The organism is Methylovulum miyakonense HT12, from assembly GCF_000384075.1.
GTDB classification, from domain to species: domain Bacteria; phylum Pseudomonadota; class Gammaproteobacteria; order Methylococcales; family Methylomonadaceae; genus Methylovulum; species Methylovulum miyakonense.
Map to the genome: position 1 here is coordinate 2,921,288 of NZ_KB913025.1, position 22,648 is coordinate 2,943,935.

The 22,648-nt window shown below is 53.2% G+C and carries 21 protein-coding genes and 2 pseudogenes; 3 read left to right on the top strand and 20 right to left on the bottom strand.

Annotated elements, in window-relative coordinates:
- Positions 1 to 12: 12 nt before the first annotated feature.
- A complete protein-coding gene (locus METMI_RS0114555; protein ID WP_019867028.1) occupies positions 13 to 1,320 on the top strand; it encodes an AmpG family muropeptide MFS transporter in 1,308 nt (435 codons plus the stop codon).
- A 118-nt stretch (positions 1,321 to 1,438) separates the two neighbouring features.
- Here METMI_RS0114555 and METMI_RS0114560 read toward each other — a convergent pair whose 3' ends face one another.
- The 10 genes and pseudogenes from METMI_RS0114560 to METMI_RS28410 form a co-directional block, all read right to left on the bottom strand.
- The gene (locus METMI_RS0114560; RefSeq protein WP_019867029.1) at positions 1,439 to 1,801 is read right to left on the bottom strand and encodes a hypothetical protein; all 363 of its coding nucleotides are present in this window, start codon (positions 1,799 to 1,801) and stop codon (positions 1,439 to 1,441) included.
- A gap of 148 nt (positions 1,802 to 1,949) precedes the next feature.
- Entirely contained in the window at positions 1,950 to 2,645 is a 696-nt protein-coding gene (locus tag METMI_RS0114565) for a response regulator (protein ID WP_019867030.1), read from the bottom strand.
- 2 nt (positions 2,646 to 2,647) lie between these two features.
- Positions 2,648 to 5,401: a sensor histidine kinase gene (locus METMI_RS0114570; RefSeq protein WP_019867031.1), complete on the bottom strand. Its 2,754-nt coding sequence runs from the start codon at positions 5,399 to 5,401 to the stop codon at positions 2,648 to 2,650.
- A gap of 112 nt (positions 5,402 to 5,513) precedes the next feature.
- The gene (locus tag METMI_RS0114575; RefSeq protein ID WP_019867032.1) at positions 5,514 to 6,008 is read right to left on the bottom strand and encodes a potassium channel family protein; all 495 of its coding nucleotides are present in this window, start codon (positions 6,006 to 6,008) and stop codon (positions 5,514 to 5,516) included.
- A 120-nt stretch (positions 6,009 to 6,128) separates the two neighbouring features.
- Positions 6,129 to 6,428 carry a hypothetical protein gene (locus tag METMI_RS0114580; protein ID WP_019867033.1) on the bottom strand — a complete coding sequence of 100 codons (300 nt, stop codon included), beginning with the start codon at positions 6,426 to 6,428 and terminating at the stop codon, positions 6,129 to 6,131.
- 15 nt (positions 6,429 to 6,443) lie between these two features.
- Positions 6,444 to 7,019 (bottom strand): potassium-transporting ATPase subunit KdpC, encoded by a 576-nt coding sequence (gene kdpC / locus METMI_RS0114585; protein WP_019867034.1) that lies wholly within the window; start codon positions 7,017 to 7,019, stop codon positions 6,444 to 6,446.
- Positions 7,020 to 7,139: 120 nt separating this feature from the next.
- A complete protein-coding gene (gene kdpB / locus METMI_RS0114590) occupies positions 7,140 to 9,212 on the bottom strand; it encodes a potassium-transporting ATPase subunit KdpB (protein ID WP_019867035.1) in 2,073 nt (690 codons plus the stop codon).
- Positions 9,213 to 9,443: 231 nt separating this feature from the next.
- The gene (gene kdpA, locus METMI_RS0114595; RefSeq protein WP_019867036.1) at positions 9,444 to 11,264 is read right to left on the bottom strand and encodes a potassium-transporting ATPase subunit KdpA; all 1,821 of its coding nucleotides are present in this window, start codon (positions 11,262 to 11,264) and stop codon (positions 9,444 to 9,446) included.
- Positions 11,264 to 11,353 carry a K(+)-transporting ATPase subunit F gene (gene kdpF / locus METMI_RS24190; RefSeq protein ID WP_019867037.1) on the bottom strand — a complete coding sequence of 30 codons (90 nt, stop codon included), beginning with the start codon at positions 11,351 to 11,353 and terminating at the stop codon, positions 11,264 to 11,266. The genes kdpA and kdpF overlap by 1 nt, the downstream gene beginning before the upstream one ends.
- 222 nt (positions 11,354 to 11,575) lie before the next feature.
- Positions 11,576 to 11,765 (bottom strand): annotated as a pseudogene (locus tag METMI_RS28410) (IS982 family transposase); the annotation flags it as partial.
- 60 nt (positions 11,766 to 11,825) lie between these two features.
- On the opposite strand from METMI_RS28410, the gene METMI_RS28160 reads away from it, so the two are divergent.
- Positions 11,826 to 11,951 carry a transposase gene (locus METMI_RS28160; protein ID WP_019867038.1) on the top strand — a complete coding sequence of 42 codons (126 nt, stop codon included), beginning with the start codon at positions 11,826 to 11,828 and terminating at the stop codon, positions 11,949 to 11,951.
- Here the strand turns inward: METMI_RS28160 and METMI_RS24200 are convergent.
- From METMI_RS24200 to METMI_RS0114645, 7 genes and pseudogenes are all read right to left on the bottom strand, one after another.
- Positions 11,948 to 12,601: pseudogene (locus tag METMI_RS24200) on the bottom strand (IS5 family transposase); the annotation flags it as partial. The gene METMI_RS28160 and the pseudogene METMI_RS24200 sit on opposite strands and share 4 nt — an antisense overlap.
- A 436-nt stretch (positions 12,602 to 13,037) precedes the next feature.
- Positions 13,038 to 14,165, bottom strand: coding sequence for an aminotransferase class V-fold PLP-dependent enzyme (locus tag METMI_RS0114620; RefSeq protein WP_019867041.1), 1,128 nt, complete (start codon positions 14,163 to 14,165; stop codon positions 13,038 to 13,040).
- A gap of 244 nt (positions 14,166 to 14,409) precedes the next feature.
- Entirely contained in the window at positions 14,410 to 14,556 is a 147-nt protein-coding gene (locus METMI_RS27040; RefSeq protein ID WP_019867042.1) for a lmo0937 family membrane protein, read from the bottom strand.
- Between the two features lie 196 nt (positions 14,557 to 14,752).
- Positions 14,753 to 14,932, bottom strand: coding sequence for a CsbD family protein (locus METMI_RS0114630; RefSeq protein ID WP_019867043.1), 180 nt, complete (start codon positions 14,930 to 14,932; stop codon positions 14,753 to 14,755).
- 205 nt (positions 14,933 to 15,137) lie between these two features.
- On the bottom strand, positions 15,138 to 15,707 hold the full coding sequence (locus METMI_RS0114635; protein ID WP_019867044.1) for a DUF1003 domain-containing protein: 570 nt from the start codon (positions 15,705 to 15,707) through the stop codon (positions 15,138 to 15,140).
- A 440-nt stretch (positions 15,708 to 16,147) separates the two neighbouring features.
- The gene (locus tag METMI_RS0114640) at positions 16,148 to 16,951 is read right to left on the bottom strand and encodes an OmpA family protein (protein WP_019867045.1); all 804 of its coding nucleotides are present in this window, start codon (positions 16,949 to 16,951) and stop codon (positions 16,148 to 16,150) included.
- Positions 16,952 to 16,969: 18 nt separating this feature from the next.
- Positions 16,970 to 17,362 (bottom strand): DUF4398 domain-containing protein, encoded by a 393-nt coding sequence (locus METMI_RS0114645; RefSeq protein WP_029151722.1) that lies wholly within the window; start codon positions 17,360 to 17,362, stop codon positions 16,970 to 16,972.
- Positions 17,363 to 17,734: 372 nt separating this feature from the next.
- Between METMI_RS0114645 and METMI_RS0114650 the strand changes: the two genes are divergently transcribed.
- On the top strand, positions 17,735 to 17,980 hold the full coding sequence (locus tag METMI_RS0114650; protein WP_019867047.1) for a hypothetical protein: 246 nt from the start codon (positions 17,735 to 17,737) through the stop codon (positions 17,978 to 17,980).
- Between the two features lie 214 nt (positions 17,981 to 18,194).
- On the opposite strand, the gene arsA is transcribed toward METMI_RS0114650, so the two are convergent.
- The 3 genes from arsA to shc all read right to left on the bottom strand — a co-directional run bounded on the left by arsA (position 18,195) and on the right by shc (position 22,507).
- On the bottom strand, positions 18,195 to 19,967 hold the full coding sequence (gene arsA, locus METMI_RS0114655; RefSeq protein ID WP_019867048.1) for an arsenical pump-driving ATPase: 1,773 nt from the start codon (positions 19,965 to 19,967) through the stop codon (positions 18,195 to 18,197).
- A gap of 101 nt (positions 19,968 to 20,068) precedes the next feature.
- The gene (gene arsD, locus METMI_RS0114660; protein ID WP_019867049.1) at positions 20,069 to 20,428 is read right to left on the bottom strand and encodes an arsenite efflux transporter metallochaperone ArsD; all 360 of its coding nucleotides are present in this window, start codon (positions 20,426 to 20,428) and stop codon (positions 20,069 to 20,071) included.
- A 114-nt stretch (positions 20,429 to 20,542) separates the two neighbouring features.
- Positions 20,543 to 22,507: a squalene--hopene cyclase gene (shc, locus tag METMI_RS0114665; protein ID WP_019867050.1), complete on the bottom strand. Its 1,965-nt coding sequence runs from the start codon at positions 22,505 to 22,507 to the stop codon at positions 20,543 to 20,545.
- Between the last annotated feature and the right edge of the window lie 141 nt (positions 22,508 to 22,648).

The window sequence follows — 22,648 nt, forward strand, 5'->3', positions numbered from 1 at the left end:
GAGGAAGGCCTTATGACGGCAATCAAAAACTGGCATAAGGCCTTTTCAATTTATGCGCAGCCCTGTGTCGTGCGCATGGCTTTTCTTGGGTTTTCCGCAGGTTTGCCTTATTTGCTGGTGTTTTCCACGCTGTCCGCCTGGTTGCGTGACGAGGGAATCACCAACACCACTATCGGCTTTTTTAGCTGGGTCGGTGTCACTTATTCCTTTAAAGTTTTCTTGGCTCCGGTCGTCGACCGGCTGCCGCTCCCTTGGCTCACCCGCACCTTCGGCAAACGCCGTAGTTGGATGCTGTTGGCGCAATTGGGTATCGCCGCCGGCTTGTTCGCCATGTCGCGCACCGACATCCACCAACACCTGGAGCTGTGCGCCTTGCTCGCTGTTTGGGTCGCCCTGTGTTCAGCCAGCCAAGACATTGCCATTGACGCTTACCGCATCGAATCCGCAGTCACTGATTACCAAGGGGCGATGGCGGCAACCTATGTGTTGGGCTACCGCATCGCCTTATTGCTTGCCGGGGCGGGGGCGTTTTACCTTGCCGATTTTTTTAGCTGGCCCGTCGCTTATATCGTCATGGCCTGTACGATGTTGGTTGGCTTTGTCACCACGTTGGCCATCAGTGAGCCGGAGCATCCGCCAGTCACGCCCATTTTCAAGCCGCCAACCCCAGGCCAAAACCTTTGGCAACGGGGTCTAAGCACTGTCTCCGAGGCTGTATTCAGCCCGTTTATTGAGTTTTTTCAGCGCAACGGTAAGACCGGCCTGTTGATTTTGTTGTTGATCGCACTCTATAAAATGAGCGATATCACAATGGGTGTGATGGCGAACCCGTTCTATTTGGATCTGGGGTTCAAAAAAACCGAAATCGCTGATGTCAGCAAAATCTTCGGTTTTTTTATGACCATTGCAGGCGCGGCATTAGGCGGCTTGCTGACGGCAAACTACGGCATCATGCGCCCCTTGCTGCTGGGTTCGGTCATGATCGCCTCAACCAACATCCTGTTCGCCGTGCTGGCGGTCAACCAGCCGGATCTGATGTTGTTGGCGGCTGTCATCAGTGCCGACAATTTAAGCGGCGGCTTGGCGGGTTCGGTGTTCATCGCCTACCTGTCCAGCATGACCAGCACCGCTTACACCGCCACCCAATATGCCCTGTTCACCTCGTTGATGATCCTGCCCGCGCAATTGCTGGCGGGGTTTTCCGGGGTCATCGTTGACCACTATGGCTATCCGGCGTTTTTTGTTTATACCGCTTTGCTGGGCCTGCCCGCCATCGGGTTAGTTTCGTTATTGTTGTTTCGCCAACGCGGCGGACGCTGATCCTAGCGGGAACGGGGTTACAAAACCACATCCCGCTCAAGGCAACGCTTTTCTGCCCACCGCTCTTATGCTTGGAAAAGGTGGGCAGAAAAAATTGCCCACCCTACTTGGCTGCCGGTTAAATCATACGTTCCGCATAATCGGCCAGGACTTCTGCTTCACAAAAAGCCGCTTCAGCACGGCTGGCCTTATTTTTCGGCAAGCAGGTTTGGTATTGTTGAAAACCCGCCGGTGAAACAAACATCACTTCAACATCGGGAATTCCGCAGAGCGTTTTCAAAAGTCCGAGCGCAGCATACCCCGTCGATTTAACATAAATTTTCGGTTTCCCACAACGGCTTTTTATAAACTTCGCAAGCTCATTGATACCTTCCAGCGTATTTTTGAACTGCCGTAAAAATACGGTTTTCCCATCGCTACGTTGCACGAGCAGCCATGCGTTTTCATTATTTTCAAGACCAAAATAGGTTTGGGTCGTCATAAAATGTTTTTCACCTGGTAGTTAAGACAAGGCTATCTTATTCAATTACACGTAAAATTTGTGTAAAGCCTTACGGTAAATGCATAAAAATTTTGTAAAAATAGTTCGGACGACGGAATTGAGGCCAGGTTTTAAAAAACAGCCGGCGTTAGGCTTTAAGCCGGTAACCCACACCTGATTCGGTCAGTAAATACTGGGGTTGGGTCGGGTCGGATTCTAGTTTCTGCCTGAGCTGGCTCATGTAAATCCGCAAATAATGCGAATTGTCTTTATAAGACGGCCCCCAGACTTCCTTGAGGATATATTGATGGGTCAAAACTTTACCGGCATTTTTAATCAGCAATGATAATAAGCGGTACTGGATGGGCGTGAGATGGACTTCATTATCGCCGACAAAAACTTGGCGCTTCAGCAAATCGACTTTCAATGCCCCGGTGACAAACATTCCCCCCTCATCCTGTGCCGGGCCGCTAGCAGAATGGCGTAGGGCGACCCGTATCCTCGCCAGCAATTCACCCAAACCAAAAGGCTTGGTCAGGTAATCGTCGGCACCCGCATCCAGCGCGTCGATTTTATGTTGCTCGGCGCTGCGTGCGGATAAAATGATGATCGGCATCGCCGACCATGCGCGGATGCTTTTGATGACCTCAACCCCGTCCATATCCGGCAGGCCCAAATCAAGGATGATGAGGTCCGGTTTGCGCACGCCCGCCTCGATAATGCCCTGCTGTCCCCGTTCCGCTTCAAACACCTTGAAGCGATGGGCGCTAAGGCCGGTACGCAAGAAGAGGCGTATCGCAGGGTCATCTTCTATCACAACAACGACGGGATCCGTATTGGTCATGGCTATTCAACCAAGTAACCCGGCTCTTCCCGTCCCATCACGGGCGGCGAATAATCCTGCGGTAGGCTGAACGAAAACACCGCGCCTCCGGTAGGCCGGTTTTGTGCCTGGATACTGCCGCCATGCACCTCAACAATGGCCTTGCAGATAGCCAGCCCTAATCCAACCCCGCTTTGCGCCGCCTCGTTACGCACCCGATAAAATTTTTCAAATACCTTATTTTCGTAGCCTGGAGGGAGCCCGTGGCCTTGGTCAGCCACCGATATTGCCACCGCGCCATCGGAAGCGACCGCCATGATTTCCAAAGGGCTGCCCTCCGGCGTGTAACGCAAGGCATTTTCCAGCAGGTTGACCAGCACTTGTTCGATCATCACCGCATCGACAAACACCATCGGGATGCCGGGCGGCAAGGTGACGCTTACCTGACGGCCCATGAGCCGTTTTTGTAAGCGTGTCAACACGACACCGATAATCTCGTCCAGCGGATACCATTGCTTGTTCGGCTCCACGGCCCCGGCATCCAACCGCGCCATGTCCAGGATATTATTGACCAGGCTGGACATGCGTTGCGCCTCGTCGTAAATGGCACGGTTCAGTTCCAGCTTATCTTCCGCCTTGAGGGCGTTGTCATCCTCGACCAAAGTGCTGGCGGAACCGACGATGGTCGCCAAGGGGGTGCGCAAGTCATGGGAAATCGAGCTGAGCAGGGAATTGCGCAGGCGTTCGGCTTCCATTTCCACTTGGGTTTTACGGGCTTGCTCGGTCAGGCGCACCCGGATGATGGCTTGGGCGATCTGCCCCAGAAAAGTTTCCAACAATTTCTGTTGTTCGGGCAGGAACACCCGGCGCAGATTGACCGGGAGCAACACCAAAACCCCCAACATGGTTTCTTTATTGCTCAAGGGAAAATAAATGGCTTCGGCACCGGGCAAAGTATGGGTGCCTTGGCCGGCGATTTCGTTATGGTCCATCACCCACTGCGCGACGCTCAGGTCGGCGGCGTGTAGGGATTCAGGTATGGCATGGCCGGTCGGATACACAACCCGCCCATTGCCATCAGGAAAAAGGATGACGTTGCGGCTGCCGAATTCGGCGTAGAGATGATGCACCGCCGTGCGCACGATTTCATCCTCGCTCTGGCTCGCGGTCAGGTCTTTGCTCATCGCATACAGCACCGTCGCCCGCCGTTCCCTATGCCCCGCCACCTTGGCTTGGGAGCGCACGTTCGCCATCAGGCTGCTGATCAGCATCGCCACGGTCAACATCGCTAACAAGGTCACCAGATATTGGCTGTCGCCCACCGTGAAGCTGAAATAAGGCGGGACGAACAACAAATCAAAAATCGCCACGCCCAGAAAGGAAGCAAAAATGGACGGGCCACGGCCAAAGCGGGTGGCGATATACACCACGCCCAGCAAAAACACCATGACCAGGTTGGCCAGTTCAAAGCGCCCGAACATCATATAGGCCAAGGCGGTGCTGGCGACCGTGACGACCACGGCCCAGATATAGCCTTTGGTGCCTTTTGTTTGGGCCGGGCGTTTCCCAAGCCCTGGCAAGGGGCTTTTCCGGTACAGGGAGTGCTCTGGCTTGTTGCCGTTATCGCCTTGCCCAGGCCGTGGGCTACCCAACAGATACAGGTTGATGTTGTGCGCATCACTAATCAGCACATCCACCACCGAACCTAGCAGCACCCGCCTTAACCCCCTACGGGTCGGCTTGCCCATGACGATCTTGGTCACATTGCGTTCATTGGAAAACTTGATGATGGCCGAGCTCATCTCTGGCGCACTCAAAGTCACGGTTTCGGCGCCCAATTGTTCGGCAAGGCGTAGGATGCGCAACACCCCGTCACGTTGTTCCGCGGCTAAACGTTGCAACTCAGGCGTTTCGACATAGACCACTATCCATTCGGCACGCAAGCTGGTCGCAAAGCGTTTGCCGGCACGGACTAGCCGCTCCGCCAGGGCATTAGGGCCGATGCAAACCAGGATACGCTCGCTGACTTGCCAAACTTCGCGGATGCGATGGTCTTCACGGTAATCCAACATCTGTGCGTCGACACGGCTGGCGGTTTGCCGCAACGCCAGTTCGCGCAGGGCGATCAAATTGCCCTTACGGAAAAAATGTTTGGCCGCCTCCTGGGCCTGTTGCGGCAAATACACTTTGCCGTCTTTCAATCTGCTAAGCAGTTCGTCAGGGGGCAAATCCACCAATTCGACTTCGTCGGCCTCTTCAAACACCGTGTCCGGCACGGTTTCCCAAACCCGTATGCCGGAAATCTGGCCTATATCATCGTTAAGGCTTTCCAGATGCTGGACATTGAGGGCGGTATACACGTCAATGCCGGCTTCAAGCAGTTCTTCAATGTCTTGCCAGCGTTTGGGGTGCCGGCAACCATGGGCATTGGTATGCGCCAGTTCATCGACCACGATGATGGAGGGCTTACGCTTAAGCGCGGCATCCAGGTCGAACTCATGCAAGGCCGTGCCCCGGTAGTCAATTATTTTGGGCGGCAACACTTCCAAGCCTTCCAACAAGGACGCGGTGTCCTTGCGCCCATGGGTTTCCACCAAGCCGACGACAATATCAATATGTTCCGTCCGTTTCTCCTTGGCCGCCAGCAACATGGCGTAGGTCTTGCCGACACCCGCCGCCGCACCAAAAAAAACCTTCAGCCGTCCCCGGCAGGCACGCGCTTGGTCGCGCTCGACACGGGCGAGCAATTCGTCTGGATCAGGGCGTTCATCGTTCATGGCTACTTTCCATTTATATGAAGGAAAGTGCCGAAGGCGGGTCTTGCTTTAGCCGATAAATCCGGGCTAAGTTTTCCATGCTTGCTCTCCATTGGGGTCAAATAGTGCCGGCTTATTTGAATTGGCTTTGATCTGCGCCCGATGACAGCTGCTGCTCCAACAACGCCATCCGCTCATGCAACCGGGCCAGCTCTGCGAGAATCCGCTCTTCTCCAGTTTGGATATCCCCCGTCTCTTGTTCGATCCGGCGCACGCCTAAGCCTAAAGCGTCCATATTTCTGCCAATCAGGACTACCGAAACTAGGGCGGTAAACAGCGAAAAAAACACAAGGCCAAACAAGATCAGCCCCGCCGCCAACAAACGCCCCAAAAAGGAGACTGGAACCACATCACCAAAACCCACATGGGTCATCGTCACCCAGGCAGACCATATCCCGTCCATAGGCGATTGGATATTCGGATCGACCAAAAAAAGCATCAGTCCGGCCGCCAGGGTGACCATGACCGCAAGCAAGACCAAATAACCCAACTTTTTGGATTTGAAGAGGTCGGCCTTAAGGCTATTCCCCCAAAGAAGTGCAGTATGACATTCCGCTAATAAGCGCATAGTTATTGTCCTTTTATTAAAACCCATCAGAAAATGCTTAAGATTAAACGTTGGCGTAATCCCAAACCACAAAGCAGGCTATCCTACCCGACCTATCCGGGCTAGCCTGTAGAAAACCTATCAGAAGCTGCCGTCGATTAGCTTCTGCTCACGGATGATCCTCCCGTTTGCCAAATCGCACTGCACGACTGATTCCGAGCCATCCCTGGCCAGTATTTCATAACGCACCCAAAAATCCCCGTGCCGATGTAATACCCGTTGTTTCTCAATGATGCCAGGATGTAAGAGTAGCGCCTCCCGCTGGCAAGGCTCGATGTAAACCTTGCTGGCGGGCAAGGTATAAAGCCCGGTCATATTGGCATCAGCATGGGCGGCCGGTAAGAAGGCCGCCAGTAACAACAAGCCAACTCTCAATTCCATAACGGCCACTCCGGCTTAATGGTTGGCATCCAATGCCAGGTTTAAGGCCAGGACGTTGACCCGGGGTTCCCCGAACATCCCCCATTGGCGGGCTTCGGTGTTGGCCTCAACCAGGGCACGGAGTTTTTCCGGTGCAATATGGCGGGCTTTCGCCACACGGTTGATTTGATATTCCGCCGCCGCCGGGCTGATGTGAGGGTCTAGCCCGCTACCCGATGCCATAACCAAGTCAACCGGAACCGGAGCCTTATGATTAGGATCGGCGGCTTTCAGCGCTTCAATACGGGCTTTTACGGCATCCGCCAGAGCCGGATTGGTCGGCCCCAAGTTTGAGCCGCTGGAAGCCCCGGCATTATAGGGGAATGGGCCGGTGGCGGAAGGCCGACCCCAAAAATGGCCGGGATCGCTAAACGGTTGTCCTATCAAGTTGGAGCCTATGATTTTGCCGTTGCTATCCGTCATCAGGCTGCCATTGGCCTGATGGGGAAACAACAGTTGCGCCAAACCCGTCACGATGGCGGGATAAACCACACCTGTCAACACGGTGAAAATCACAAACAAAATAACTGCTGGTTGTAGATGTTTAATCATTTTCAATCTCTAAAAGTAGGGTGGGCACCAACAGTAGGCGCTTTAGGCGACGCTTTTTTGCCCACCGGTTATCAGACAAAAGGTGGGCAAAAACAGCTTGCCCACCCTACTTTAACTGTTTTAAACAAGGCCCAGCGTGACCAGAACCAAGTCAATCGCCTTAATGCCGATAAATGGGACTATCAATCCGCCTACGCCGTAAACCAGCAAATTGTTTTGCAGTAGCGTGGCGGCACCGACAGGCTTATATTTGATGCCTTTTAACGCCAGCGGGATCAACGCAATAATGATCAGCGCGTTGAAAATCACGGCGGATAAGATGGCGCTCGCGGGTGTCGCCAGGTGCATCACGTTCAAGACATTCAGCACCGGATACGTGGTGGCGAACGCGGCTGGGATGATCGCAAAGTACTTGGCGACATCATTGGCGATGCTGAACGTGGTCAAGGCGCCTCGTGTCATCAGCATTTGCTTGCCCGTCTCGACGATCTCAATCAACTTGGTGGGGTTGGAATCCAAATCCACCATATTGCCCGCTTCCTTGGCGGCTTGCGTACCGCTGTTCATCGCCACCGCGACATCGGCTTGCGCCAGGGCGGGGGCATCGTTAGTGCCATCACCCGTCATTGCGACCAAACGCCCCTCCGCTTGATATTGCCGGATTAACCTCAATTTCGCTTCCGGCGTCGCTTCGGCCAGAAAATCATCAACGCCTGCTTCGGCGGCAATCGCGGCGGCGGTCAGGCGGTTGTCGCCAGTGATCATAATCGTCTTGATGCCCATCTGGCGCAATTCGGCAAAGCGTTCTTTGATGCCGCCTTTGACAATATCCTTAAGCTCTATCACACCAAAAACACGGGTGCCTTCAGCCACCACCAGCGGGGTGCTGCCGCGCCGCGCCACGTCATCGACCATTTTCTGAAGTTCCGGCGGGAATTTCCCTCCCAGTTCTTCAACATAACCACGAATGGCGTCGGCTGCACCCTTGCGGATTTGCCTGCCTTCAATATTGACCCCGCTCATCCGCGTTTGCGCACTGAAATGGACGAAAGTGGCGCCTAAAGATTGCACGTCACGTTCCCTGAAACCGTATTTTTGCTTTGCCAAAATCACCACACTGCGCCCTTCGGGTGTTTCGTCAGCGAGTGAAGCCAGTTGCGCGGCATCGGCAAGCTCCCTTTCGGCGACGCCCCTGACGGCTATAAATCCGGAGGCTTGGCGGTTTCCCAAAGTGATCGTGCCGGTTTTGTCAAGCATCAACACGTCAATGTCACCTGCCGCTTCCACTGCCCGGCCGGATGTCGCAATGACATTTTTTTGCATCATGCGGCCGATTCCGGCCACTCCGATCGCTGACAACAAACCGCCGATAGTGGTCGGGATCAGGCAGACCAACAGGGCCACCAGCACGGTGATGGTGATCGGTTGCCCTGCGCCTGACGTAGCCACGGCATATAGGGAAAATGGCAGCAAGGTCACGGTCGCCATCAGGAACACCAGCGTCAACGCGACCAACAAAATAGTCAAGGCGATTTCGTTAGGCGTTTTTTGCCGTTTGGCGCTTTCCACCATGGCGATCATCCGGTCCAGAAAAGCTTCGCCAGGGTTGGCGGTGATACGCACGACCAACCAATCTGACAACACCCGTGTGCCTCCCGTCACCGAGCTGAAATCACCGCCCGATTCGCGGATTACCGGGGCGCTTTCGCCTGTGATAGCACTTTCGTCCACAGACGCAACCCCTTCGATGACTTCGCCGTCACCCGGGACAAAATCGCCAGCCTCGATTAAAACCACGTCGCCACGCCGTAAACTGGAACCGGCGATTTTGGAATAATTGGCCCCATAACGTGGCTCATCGAGTTTTTTCGCGGCAATATCGCGTTTGGCGCTACGCAAAAATGCGGCCTGCGCTTTGCTGCGCCCTTCGGCGACCGCTTCGGCAAAGTTGGCGAACAAAACTGTGCCCCATAGCCATAAGGTAATCGCCAAAATAAAATTGGCAGGTTCTTCACCTTTTCCGTCAAGGGCCAGCAGCCAAAGCAAGGTGGTCAGCATACTGCCGATATAAACGACAAACATCACCGGATTTTTCCATTGCTGCTGCGGGGCAAGTTTACGGAAGGAATCGGCTAAGGCTGCGCTAAGGATTTGCTGATCAAATAAAGAGGTTGAAATTGATTGATTGCTCATGAGGTATCTCTCACAACTATTATAGTAGGTTGGGTTAGCGTGAGCGTAACCCAACACATCGAAGCGGCAAATGTTGGGTTATGCTCACGCTAACCCAACCTACATTATTTGTAATTGTTCACATCCCCCTTTGAAAAAGCACCCAGAGGGCATAAAGGGGATTGAGGGGGATTTATTTAAAAAATCTTCCCTAACCCCTCTTTTTCAAAGAGAGGGACTGAATAAATACCATTATTTAGCCGATGCAACGCCGAGCATTTGCAAATGCTCGACCACCGGCCCCAAAGCCAAGGCAGGTACAAAGGTCAATGCACCGACCATCAGTACCGTGCCGATCAATAACACGACAAATAGCGGTGTATGTGTCGGTAAGGTTCCTGGCCCTACGGGGACGATTTTCTTCGCCGCCAAAGAACCCGCGATAGCCAACACCGGCACCGCCAGCCAATAACGTGACAACAACATGGCCAGACCCAACATGGCGTTATAGAACGGCGTGTTCGCCGATAGCCCGCCAAACGCGCTGCCGTTGTTGTTGCCCGCTGACGAGAACGCATACAGCACTTCGCTGAAACCATGCGCACCCGGGTTAAAGACCGAGGATTTGCCGACATCCACCATGACGGCGATGGCGGTGCCGCCCAAAACCACCAGCGGCGGGATCAAAATGACGATAGCCGCCATTTTCATCTCATAGGCCTCGATTTTTTTGCCCAAATATTCCGGTGTGCGGCCTATCATCAGACCTGACACAAACACCGCGACGATGGCGAACATGATCATGCCGTACAGCCCCGAACCCACGCCGCCGAATATCACTTCTCCCAATTGCATCAGCCACATCGGCACCATGCCACCGATAGGGGTGAAGGAATCGTGCATCGCATTGACCGAACCGTTGGACGCGGCTGTGGTCGCCACCGACCATATTGCAGAGTTGGTGATCCCGAAGCGGGTCTCCTTGCCTTCCATATTGCCGCCGGATTGGGTGGCGTTTGCCGACTGGTCAACATTATTCAACGCCGCCAACGCCGGGTTGCCGCCTTGCTCCGCCGGTACCGCAACAAAAATCAGCGCGACCAAAACTAGCGTCATCGCCGCCAATATCGCCCAACCTTGCCGCGTGTCGCCGACCATCACACCAAAGGTGTAGCACAGCGCGGCGGGTATCAGCAGTATCGAGAGCATTTCCAAGAAGTTGCTCAACGGGGTAGGGTTTTCTAGGGGATGTGCCGAGTTGACGTTAAAAAAACCACCGCCGTTGGTACCCAGTTGCTTGATAGCGACTTGTGACGCGGCAGGCCCCACCGCTATGGTTTGCCCTTTGGTTTCGACCGTTTCCATCACGGGATTGCCCTTGGCATCTTGCAAGGCCACGCCGTCCGCACCCAGTTTAGGCTGCCCGTAACTGACGGTTTCCATCATTGGTACGGTTTGATAAGGCTTGAAGGTCTGCACGACTCCCTGTCCGACCAGCACCAAGGCCAACACCAAGGACAGCGGCATCAGGATATACAAGGTGCTGCGGGTCATATCCACCCAGAAATTACCGATAATGTCAGCTTTGCGGCGGATAAAGCCCCGGATCAATGCGACCAGCACCGCCATGCCCGTCGCGGCGGAAACGAAATTCTGAACGGTCAACCCCAGCATCTGGGTCAGGTAACTCATGGTCACTTCACCGCCATAACCTTGCCAATTGGTGTTGGTGGCGAAACTGGCGGCGGTGTTGAAAGCCGAGTCAGGGCTGACGTTGGGCAGGTTCTGCGGATTAAAGGGCAGGGAGGCTTGCAGGCTTTGCAAGCCAAATACCGCGAAGAATCCCAATAAATTAAAAACCAGCATGGCGATGGCGTAATCCGTCCAGCGCATCTCTTGTTTTGTATTCACCCCGCTTAAACGGTAAATCAACGCTTCAAACGGGGTCAGCCAACGGTTCAGCCATACCGGTTCGTCTTCATAAACCCTGGCCATATACCAGCCTAGCGGTTTCGCCAGAACCAGCAGGGTGATTACATATAAGGCAATTTGAAAAAAGCTGTTATTTGTCATCAGAATTTCTCCGGATAAAACAGCGCGGCGATCAGGTAAACGAAAATCACCAGCGCCAGCACACCACTTAACAGATACAGCCAGCTCATGATTGCCCCCTTAACTTTTCACAGGCATAAACCAGCGCGACGGTGACGGCAAAAAAAATCACCGTCAATACAAGATATACACTACCCATAAGACCACCTTTATATAGAGTTTTCAAAGCCTGCTAATTCCAACGGCTTTACCTTAACAGCAATGCACAGTCTAATTCCAAACAGGGTAAAAATTCCGTAAAAATTTAGATGATGATATGCGATGCTTAACTTTTAAATCTCAACTAAAGCCTCAAAAAGCAAAGTTGGGTTGCCCAGTAATTTTCCCAAAAAGCACCCCATCGTATGGGTAAACACTTTACGGATAAAGCGGTTGGCCAAATGCCAAGTGTCGCGGGTCTTGGCCTTTTCGATATGGGGGCCGTTCCGTCAATTGCCCGATGACGGTCTCCACCAAGCGCCTGATGTGGCTACACTAAACCGGACACACTTTGAAATGTCCTGAAAAGAGTGTGAATTTAATATGAACCAAGAAAAAGCCAAAACCTATACCGCCGAATTTAGAGAGTCAGCCGTCAAGTTGGCCAATGAAAGTGATAAACCCATTGCACAAACCGCCAGAGATTTAGGCTCTGTTGACATAACTTAGCGCAACCAAATCAGGGCGGAGACGAAACAAAGGCACCCCATATAGTTGCGTGTGAGCTTTTCGAAACGGGAGAAGGAGCGGCGGTAGTGCTTGATTTTGCAAAAGAAACACTCGATGGCATGACGTTCCTTATAAACGCCCCAGTCGCATTCGCGGGGTTCGGTGCGGTTGGCTTTGGGCGGGATGACCGCCGCCATGCCACGGGTTTTGAGGGTGGTGATCAGCGCGTTACGATCGTAGCCCTTGCCGCCGCCCAGGGCTTCGGCTTCTTCCGGGGCGAATTCCAGCAGGGCCTGGGCCTGGCCGGCGTCGCTTTTCTGGCCGCCCGTCAGGATGAAGCCCAACGGGAGGCGCAGCCCGTCGGTGATGGCGTGGACTTTGGTGTCGGAACCGCCCCGGGAGCGTCCCAGAGTCCCGGCCTCCGCGTTGCTGCCAGTCGCCCCCGCCGTGCAGGCGTGGGCAGGGTTGATGGTGGAGTCGATGAAAACGGCTTGCAGGTCAGGCAGATGGATGCAGCCATCGTGGAGCGCCTCCCATACGCCGAACTGGCACCAGCGCGAAAACCGCTTGAACACGGCGTTCCACTTGCCGTGTGCGCTTGGCAACAGCCGCCATTGTGCCCCGCTACGCAATATCCACAGCACGGCGCTAAGAAAGGCCCGGCATTACAGCTACCCACAAAAACTACTCGGTTTACCGCAAGGTTTGGCTAACACCAAACTTGCGTAGCTGGAATTTACCAACGTGGCAGAACTGAGGCAACTTAAAAACACATAACCGAGTACGCCACCAAACCGACGGCTTGCCGCCGACACAACCTGAAAAGTAAAAATGCCGAAGCCCAAAAACGGAAGGGAAGCACCGCCCGACAAAAGCCAAACGTTGCCTCCATAAATTTGGTTACAACCCAAGATATGAAAGGCCAATAGCAGCCAATTTAGTACAACGACAAAAAACAAGCTACTTGTTGCCACGGTGTAAGAAAATTTATAAAAATCATTGTATTAATAATTTTTTATGCCATGGGGTTTTTGTTGAATTACTTGGCAAACGTTACAGCCCCATTATTCCAATTTAGAAAGACGCCTATTTGTCTAACCCGGAAATACATTCAAACGCCCGGTCAATTTCCTCAAAAGTGTTATAAAAATGCGGTGAAAAGCGTATGCCGCCGCCACGCAACGCGCAAACCACCCCGTTGCCCTGTAAATGTTGATATAACAAGTCGTTGGCGGCGGATTGGTGTTTGAAGGTGACAATGCCGGATTTCAGCCGATTTTGCCGCCCCGACAATAAGACCAGTTGCCCCTTGTTAGCGATGGCGTCTTTTAGATAGTCCGACCTTTCGATGACCAGCGATTCGACCGTAGCCATGCCCATTTCCAGCAACAAGGACAGGCTGGCGGAAAACGCATGGATGCCCAGCATATTGGGGCTGCCGCATTCAAAGCGTCGGGCGGTGGGGTGGATTTCCCAGGGCTGGTTTTCGTAATTATGGGTGTCTTTCATCATGTGCCAGCCGTATTGGGTCAGCTTGAGCTTGTCCCTGGCGTCGGGTGCGGTGTAAAAAACCCCCAGCCCTTCCGGGCCGAACATCCATTTATGCCCGTCCGCCATGACAAAATCCGCTTGGCAAGCCTGCACATCAAACTGCACCGCGCCCAGGCTCTGGATGGCGTCAATGCAAAATAAAATGCCGCGCCGTTTGCAAAATTCACCGATCCGCTCCAAATCCATCCGCAGCCCCGAAGCGAATTGTATGGAACTGATAGTCAATAAGCGCGTGTTGCTGTCCACCAGTGCGAACAAGGCGTCCTCAGGCGTATTGGTACTGTGCAAATTAGCCTGACGGAATTCCACACCCTGATTGGCTAAGGATTGCCAAGGCAAGCGGTTGGAGGGGAATTCCTCATTGCTGGAAACAATATTGTCGCCGGGTCGCCACGGCAAACCATAGGCGACAAAAGACAACGCTTCCGACGTGTTTTTGACCAGGGCAACGTCATCGGAGGAGGGCGCATTTAACAAAGCCTGCAATTGGCTGCGCAAATACGCTTCTTTGTCCAGCCAATCGGGATAAAAACGCGAACCGTAATAGGTGTTTTGTTCGGCAAACTGGATCACCGCTGTGCTGGCCCGTTTCGGCCAAGGGGCGACGGCGGCATGGTTAAGGTAAATCAGCCCGTCGCTTAGGGGGAATTCAGGGTGTTTCATAGTATTGGTGGCGTTCAGAATTGATGATGCGGCACATAAAACAGAACAAATCTGGTAAAGGTTGCCGGGGTGTCCATAACAACTAGGCAACCGATAATAGCAGATCCAGGCCCAATATCGGTAGCCAGTTTGATACCTATCCCCAAGTGGCCAGAGACCTTACCACCCATCCCCTAACACATGGCCATACTAAGCCCTGCTTGGCCGCCCCAAGCAATACTATTTGCGGTGTTGTGGAGGGCTACTAAACCCGGCGGCCTTGGATGACCCGCACAAGGATCACAATGATTGCAATGACCAAGAGGATGTGAATAAAACCGCCCAGTGTGTAAGCGGACACCAAACCCAACACCCAAAGGATGATGAGCACTAACGCTAGAGTTTCGAGCATGTTTGCTACTCCGTAAGAGCCCGCCAAATGACGGGGAAGTTAACCACAGTTACCATAACATCTACCTAAAGCTATTTTGTTGCCTAGCCCAAATCGGCCGGCACTCTATTAATCGCCTGTGTTTAGGTGTGCGGGTATTCCGTGGCGGTTGGGGCTAGGCTAGTTTGAAATAACTCGCCTAGCCAGCGGGGCTTTTCTAACAGCAAGCTTTTTTAAGGTTTCCCTTGATGTCGCCAACTTTAGCCTGGGCTTTGCCGACATTTTTTTGGATATTGCCATCCACTTCCATGCCATCGTCACCCAAGATCTTGCCAGTGACTTCCTTAATTTTGCCTTTAGCTTCTTCAGCGTGGCCTTTTATTTGGTCTTTGTTCATGAGAATCTCCTAATGTGCGACCACGGCCATATTGCCATGATCCGAGTATGGAATGTGCCAATACTCATCATAAACAATACAGACAAAAGTAAACGGGGTCGGTACGGCAGCACACATTGGTAAGCCGGGTTTGGGATAAGGTTTGTGTGGCGGGCCTAATTGCCTGATGATTCCGAATTCAGGCTCCACCACCCGGCTTATCGGCTTACAAATCCGATCGCTTTTTACCCAATGCCCGCTGATGCAGACGCTCAATTTCAGCCAACACATCTTCAGGTTTGGTTTCCATTTCGAGGTCGGCGAGTTCACTGTCCTCATCGTCTTCAATGCCCAATTTGTCTTGGATGGCTTCGAGCATTTGCAATACCCGCGTCAATTCATGTTCGGCCAGCAAACCGATATGCAAATCAAGGTCGGCACGCCGTTCGGCTTCTTCGCTCTGGCGGTTCTGGCTGATGAGCACAAAGGTCGAGAGGAAAATTGCTTCCAGTGAAACGACCATGGTCAGGAGCCCGTAGGGGAACGGGTCAAAAGGCCGGATACCAAAGTAACCGTCGTTTAGAAAAATCCAGACGCCAAACCAGATGACATGGGCATAGACAAAGACCATGCGGCCTGAAAAAGAGGTGATCGCATCGGCGATGCGGTTTTGGAGGCTACGCTCACGCGCGGCTTTTTGACGGATTAGGATAATGGTGCGGATGTTGCGTTCGATGACGTTGCTTAGGGCAGGGTTGTCTTGTTGGTGATCGTCACTTTCCTCGGGTCTGTTCATTGGTGTGGTCGGCCATGTAAAAATAATAGGTGGAAGCCGGAACGCGGTTTTTACCCGTTGCGCAACGTTTGCCGTAGCGGATGGGTATTTTGAAATGGTAGTGACGGGGCTTTAAGCCAATGCCGTTAAGTTAAGAAAATCAATTTAAAAATCAAATAGTTATTTTTTATGTTGTGTGATCTTTTCTTCGTAGGTCGGGTCGCCTAATGCGCCTACTTTCGGTAGCGATAGCGTAACCCGACCTTATCAGAACGGCACACCGCTACGCTGTTGGGTTACGCTATCGCTAACCCAACCTACATAAGTGTAACAGATTGATTTCATGGTTTATGTCTTAACTTAACGGCGTTGGGCTTTAAGCCCGATCCCGTTCTGTGCTTTGGTAAGCCCAGCACGAACGGGTGATTCAGACAACGCTTCCTTACGTCATCAAGGCGAGCTTAACGTGGGGCGATTTTACCGTTGGCATCGGAAAGGATAATTTCCACACGGCGGTTCAATTGGCGGCTGCCGGCATCATCATTGCTGGCGATAGGGGAACCCTCGCCATAACCCTCTGCGGCGATGCGGTCACTGCCGATGCCATCGTTGATTAACGCCGATTGTACGGAACCGGCGCGCCGCTCGGACAGGCCTTGGTTATGCTCGTCACTGCCCGTGCTGTCGGTGTGGCCTTCGACCGACACTTTGTACTCCGGGTATTGCGACAGAAAATTGGCCAGTTTTTGGACGGTGCGGACACCACTGGATTTCAACTGGGCTTTGTCAACATTGAACAAGACATCACTTAAGGTGATGACCATGCCACGGTCAGTTTTCTTGGCGTTCAATTCATCAAGCTGGCGTTGCTGTTCAGCGATCAAGGCATGGTCGCGCACCGTTTCAGCCGTCCTCGCATCAAGGCGGACTTCGTTGCGTTTGGCCTCGGCATTGGTGACCGCCAATTCGGCGGTTTTGCGTTTGGCAACTTCCTGGGCGATACCGACTTGTTGGGTCGCGATATAAGCCAGTTGGTTGACTGTTTCAACATTGTCATCTTTGCTCAAGGCGGCGTCGGCTTTTTGTAGGGAAACGCCCGCATCCTGCAATTCCAGGGCGGCCAGGTTGGTGACTTCCGGGCTGCTTTGCGCATTGCTGTATCGGCTGTGGGCTTCTATGAGGGCAGAGTTTTGTGGTACGGAACTACAGCCTGACAAGATCGCGACAGCAATCAAGGTCATAGGGAAAAAGTGATTTTTTTGCATGATAAACTCCAATTAATATTATTTGGTGCTACGGTCAATTTCTTGACGAAGTATGACATTGTCTTCCTGTAACGCGCTGGCGGCCTTTTGTGCCTTGGCGGACCTCGACGTTGCGGCGGCGAGCTGGGCGTCAACCTGGGCTTGTTCCGCCAGTTGCCGGGCCAGTACATATTCTTTTTCGGACATCGCCCGCTCGGCGGCATCCATTTTGTCCATCGCCGACTTAAGCGGTAACGGCGCAAATTCGTTGCTGCCCGCGCTAGTGGCGCTGCCGACCGCGGCTTTGGAAACGGCCATTTGTTCTACGGGCGGCGGGACGCTTGCGCAAGCGGCGATAAACAAGGCGGCCATTGCGCTAATGCCGATGCCACGCAGCATTGGGTTTGTCCTAAGGTAGTTAAATTTTTTCATGACTTTTTATCCATTGAGTTGAACGTTGAATATGAGCGTTGCAATGAGATGTCCACGATTGCAGTGCTTACCACTTCCTAAATCGAAATCCATAAGGGTTTGTTAGAAAAGAATTGGTTTGGGGACCATTGGTGGCTATTAAACGCTTTTATTTGGGATTAGACGGTGCGTTTGCGAACATAAGTGCGCTGCACAGGGGGATATTGATGGATAGTGGGTTGGAGTGATATTGATGTGGGAAAAATTTCTTCTAAGTACGCTAACGAACTGAAGTTAGTGTGGCGGAGGTTTAAGCTGGCTAGGCTCAAACGGGATTGCTAGCCGATCCGGTTTGTTTGCTAAACCGCTCCTTCCACTTCCATAGGATTTCCCATGAACCGATTGATAATGATAACAACGCTGCTTGCAGCATTAGGCCTTGCCGCTTGTGACCAACCCACCGTAGTCAATGCCCCTGCCGGCCCCGCAGGCCCTGCCGGGGCAAAGGGCGCAACCGGCAACGACGGTGCCCAAGGCGCTCAGGGCGATACTGGTAGCCAAGGCAATACGGGTAATACAGGAAAGTCTGGTGACAGCACCACGGTGATCGTCACCCCACCCGCAGAACCAGCGAAATAAATTTATTTCCATATTTAAACCGGCTTTTTAGCCGGTTAACTTTAGTATCAAAGGCTTAATGCAATAATTCGACTGCGCGGGCCACAAATCGGGTGGGCTTTAGTCCCCTGTGTCCCGCGCTAACCCGCCTATTTTAGAAGGTGGTTGTTAAGTTCAAAACGCAGCACATTGTATGGGGTGGGGCAGCCAAGCCGGTTAAAACTATCGTGCTTGTTCAGGGTTTTCTTAACGGTGGACGCGTCATTTCCAACAGTTTGCCGACACCCACGGGTTCATCCTGCAACAACGGCACAACCGCATAACGTTTGGCATGTTGGTGCGCAACGGCATTAATCTCGCGTAATTCATTTGCGGCACGTTGGCGCAACAGAGGGGAATGTACGGTTGCTGCAGCGACGCTGTTATTGATCACCCAAGCCCACGGTTCAATCCCCGCACGGCGCAAATCCGCTTGCAGGTTTGCCGCTTCCAGCACTGGCGTGGTTTCCGCCAAAGTCACCAGCAACACTTTCGTTTGTTTGGAATCTTGCAATTGCATCATGGGTGTCAAGTAATGGATTCCGCTAGCCATCTGCCGGGCCACTTCGCGGTGATAAGCCCCCGTGGCATCCAGCAGTAGCAGGGTGTGCCCCGTTGGCGCGGTGTCCATGACCACAAATTTCTTACCCGCTTCACGGATAATTCGAGAGAAAGCCTGAAACACGGCGATTTCTTCGGTGCAGGGTGAGCGCAGGTCTTCTTCCAATAGCGCACGGCCTTGGGTATCCAATTTCGCGCCTTTGGTTTCTAGCACATGCTGCCGGTAACGCTCGGTTTCGGTGTGCGGGTCAATCCGGCTAACCGTTAGATTATCCAGTACGCCGACCAGTGTTTCGCCCAAATGCGCGGCCGGATCGGAAGTGGTGAGCAGCACCGGAAGGCCGCGTTGTGCCAAATCAACCGCCACGGCGGCTGCAAGGGTAGTTTTGCCGACACCGCCTTTGCCCATCAGCATCACCAAGCCATGGCCGTTTATGGCAATGTCATCGACCAATGTTGATAGGTTAGGTGTTTGGATGGCGGGCGTGATGGCCTCAGTGTGGGGGGTGGCTGTTGTTGTCGTCAGCAATTGCCGCAAGGCTTCCAAACCAAGCACATTAAATGGCTTAAGCTCAATGAGATCGCATGGCAGTGCTTCGAGCACGGCCGGCATAGTCGCCAGTGCCAGTTGTTCGCGTTGGCAAATAGCCGTGGCCAGTGGATCTTGTGCGGCTTCGGCTTGCGGCAAAATGCCATTGATTACAAGATATTGCCGGGACAAGCCAATCGCGTCCAATTCTTCATGCGTACGGGCCACTTCGCGTAATGTCGATAGCTGGGCACGGGCGACTAAAATTAAACGGCTGCGCTTAGGATCCGCCAGGGCAGCCACCGCCGCTTTATATTGGCCGCGCTGCTTTTCCAGTCCGGCAAGCGGGCCAAGACAGGAGGCATCGCCTTTGCCTTCTTCTAAAAATCCGCTCCAAGCACCGGGCAATTGCAATAAGCGGATGGTGTGGCCGGTTGGTGCCGTATCGAAAACGATATGGCCGTAGCCGGCAGTCATTGCCGAGTCTATGAGCAGCGCGGTGAACTCGTCAAATGCGGCTATTTCGGTGGTGCAAGCCCCCGACAGTTGTTCTTCTATGCCTTTCACCACAGCGTCAGGCAATACGCCGCGCACCGGGCCGACGATACGGTCGCGATAGGCTTGGGCCGCCGCTTGGGGGTCAATCTCCAATGCGGCGAGGCCTGCTATGCGTGGAATGGCGGTGATTTGGTTGCCAATACTGATGCCAAACACTTGGCCGACATTGGAAGCCGGATCAGTGCTGACCAGCAGCACCTGTTGTCCGGCTTCCGCCAAATGTACCGCCGTGGCACAGGCAATCGAGGTTTTGCCTACGCCGCCTTTGCCGGTAAAAAACAGAAAACGCGGTGCTTGGCTGAGAAATTTCAGTTGGGTCATGAGGATGATTTTAAAGGGATTTTATGAATTTCCCATTGATGCTTTGGCAAGCCCAGCACGAACGGAACATTAAAACAGCGGTTCCTTAGATAGGCCGCCCCTTAACGGCAACTGTTATTGCCTCCGCAACAGCCGGACTGTGGTTTTTCTTCGGCTGAGGCTATGCCGCTCCAACGTGTCAGTTCAGTACGGCTTGGATAACGTCCGGCCAACGCCACTTCACCGTCAACCAGGACTAACGGCAACGCTTCCGCGCCAGAGCGTTCCAAAAATGCTTTTACGACTGGATTTTCGGCAAAAGCCATCGGTTGCTGGGCTAAATTGAAACGTTCGAGGTATGCGCCGTTTTGTTTGGCCCAGTCGGCGTCAGCGGAAAAACCGACCAATTCCTGGTCAACTTCTACGCCGCAAACGCCAGTGCTGCAACATAGGGCGGGGTCATATATTTGGATATGGGGCATTTCATCTCTCTTTAAAGTTTTAGGTGGTAGGTGAGGCAATGGGCTGTGAAGCAGCCGTGCGGCTATGGTTTGTGTGGCGCCAAGGCAAGCCAGGACACAAACATGCTGGCTTATTCACACGTCACGGAAGGATTCGTTACGGTAGCGTCCTAAGGCCCAAAGCGGGAAAAATTTATCATATCCGTGATATTTCAGATAGAAAACTTTAGGGAAACCGGGGGCGTTAAAAATGCCGTCATCCCAAAAGCCATTGCCCTGTTGTTTTTTTAGCAGATATTGCACCCCGGCCTCAACCTCCGCACTGCTAATTTCACCTGCCGACAGCAACGCCAGTAAAGCCAGGGCGGTGTGGAAGGCCGTGCCTTTAGCGCTGTTATTACAAGTTTGGGGGGCGTGATAGCTATCGTTGTCCTCACCCCAACTGCCGTCAGGGTGTTGTTTTGATTTTAACCACACAACAGCCCTACCGATGCTGGGGTCATCAAGGGGCACACCGGCGCTTTCAAAACCGGCCAGTACAGACCAGGTGCCATAAATGTAATTGGTTCCCCAACGTCCGAACCATGAACCATCGGGTTCCTGTTCCTTGCGCAAGAAAGTGATGCAATCGGCTATGACTGTCCGGTATTCCGGGTGTTGCTTAAGCAATTTACTGAGGAACATAATACAGCGGGCGCTGACATCGGCGGTGGGCGGGTCAGTCAATGCGCCGTGATCGGCAAACGGGATGTAGTTAAGGTAAGCATGGGTGTTGTCCGCGTCAAATGCACCATAGCCGCTATTGCGGGATTGCATGCCAGCGATCCAAACCCCCGCCCGTTCGATAGGCCCGGCAAACGCGGGGTCTTGCGCTTGGATTAACGCCAAGGCCACCACCGCCGTATCATCGACATCAGGGTAATAACTGTTGCCGAACTGGAACGCCCAACCACCGCCCGGCAAATGGGGGCGCCGGATCCGCCAGTCACCGGGTTCGTCTTGTAACTGTTTGCCTGCCAACCAGCGCAACGCTGAATGAATGGCGTTTTGGGTGTATGGGTCAGGGTCTAGGCGTTCTATTTCTTGTAACACCAAAGCGGTTAGGCCAGTGTCCCAGATGGGCGACACGCAGGGCTGGCAGTAAGCCATCCCGTCATTGACCACCAACAACCGGTCAATCGCCGCCCTGGCGATAATCCGCTGTTCATTGTCTGCCGGTATCCCTAAGCAATCCATCGCTTCATAAGCGTTGACCATGGCGGTGAAAATCCCGCCCAAACCGTCGTAACCATTAAGCCGTGCCATAAACCAGTCGCGTGCCTTAGCGGTGGCTTTGCGCCGGACGAAGCCAGGGACCAAGGGTTCCATGAACCGGCCGGCTTGGTCGAGAACTAGTATGGACTTGCCTAGCGGTGTCTTGACATGGGAAAAATAATTTTTTTCACGCCCGGGCGGCGTGACGAACAGTTCGGCGATACCTATTTGATGGGGATTGCGGGCTTTGACTTTGTAAGTGCACAGGATAAACAACGGCACCATGACGGTACGCGACCAGTAGGAGACCTTATCCAAGTGGAACGGGAACCACTTAGGCAGCAGCATGATTTCCACTGGCATGAAGGGGACTGCCCGCCACGGGATTTGCCCGAACATCACCAGCGTGATACGGGTGAAGACATTGGCTTTTACGGCCCCGCCTTGGCCCAGTATCCAAGCGCGGGCTTTGGCGAGATGTGTTGCCTGGAGCGGGTCGCCAGCGAGCTTCATGGCGTAATAGGCTTTGATGGTGCAACTGATGTCGCCCGCACCACCTTTATAAAGGGCATAACTGCCATCAGCGCCTTGTTGCGAGCGCAAAAAATTAGCGATTTTGGTTTGGAGGCTGAGGTCGATTTCGTCCATGAAGTGCATCATCAGGATGTATTCGGCGGGGATGGTGCAATCCGCTTCCAGTTCAAATACCCAATAACCTTGTTCGTTTTGCAGGCTGAGCAATTTCTCTTTGGCACGGTAAATTGCCCTTTCAAGCCTTGATGGCACATAATTTGAGCTGGTATGGGCAGTATCCGGATCGGAAAGTGAGGTGGTTTCTCTAAACATATCGTGGTTTTCTCTGGGTGCACTTTGACGTTAACATCTTGATCCGTCCTACAAAGTGCCGGTTTTAGAGCGAGGCTCCGCCTCGTCGTTAAGGTCGCTAAAAAAGTAGCATAACGGCGGCGCCCAATTGCGGTCTGTACG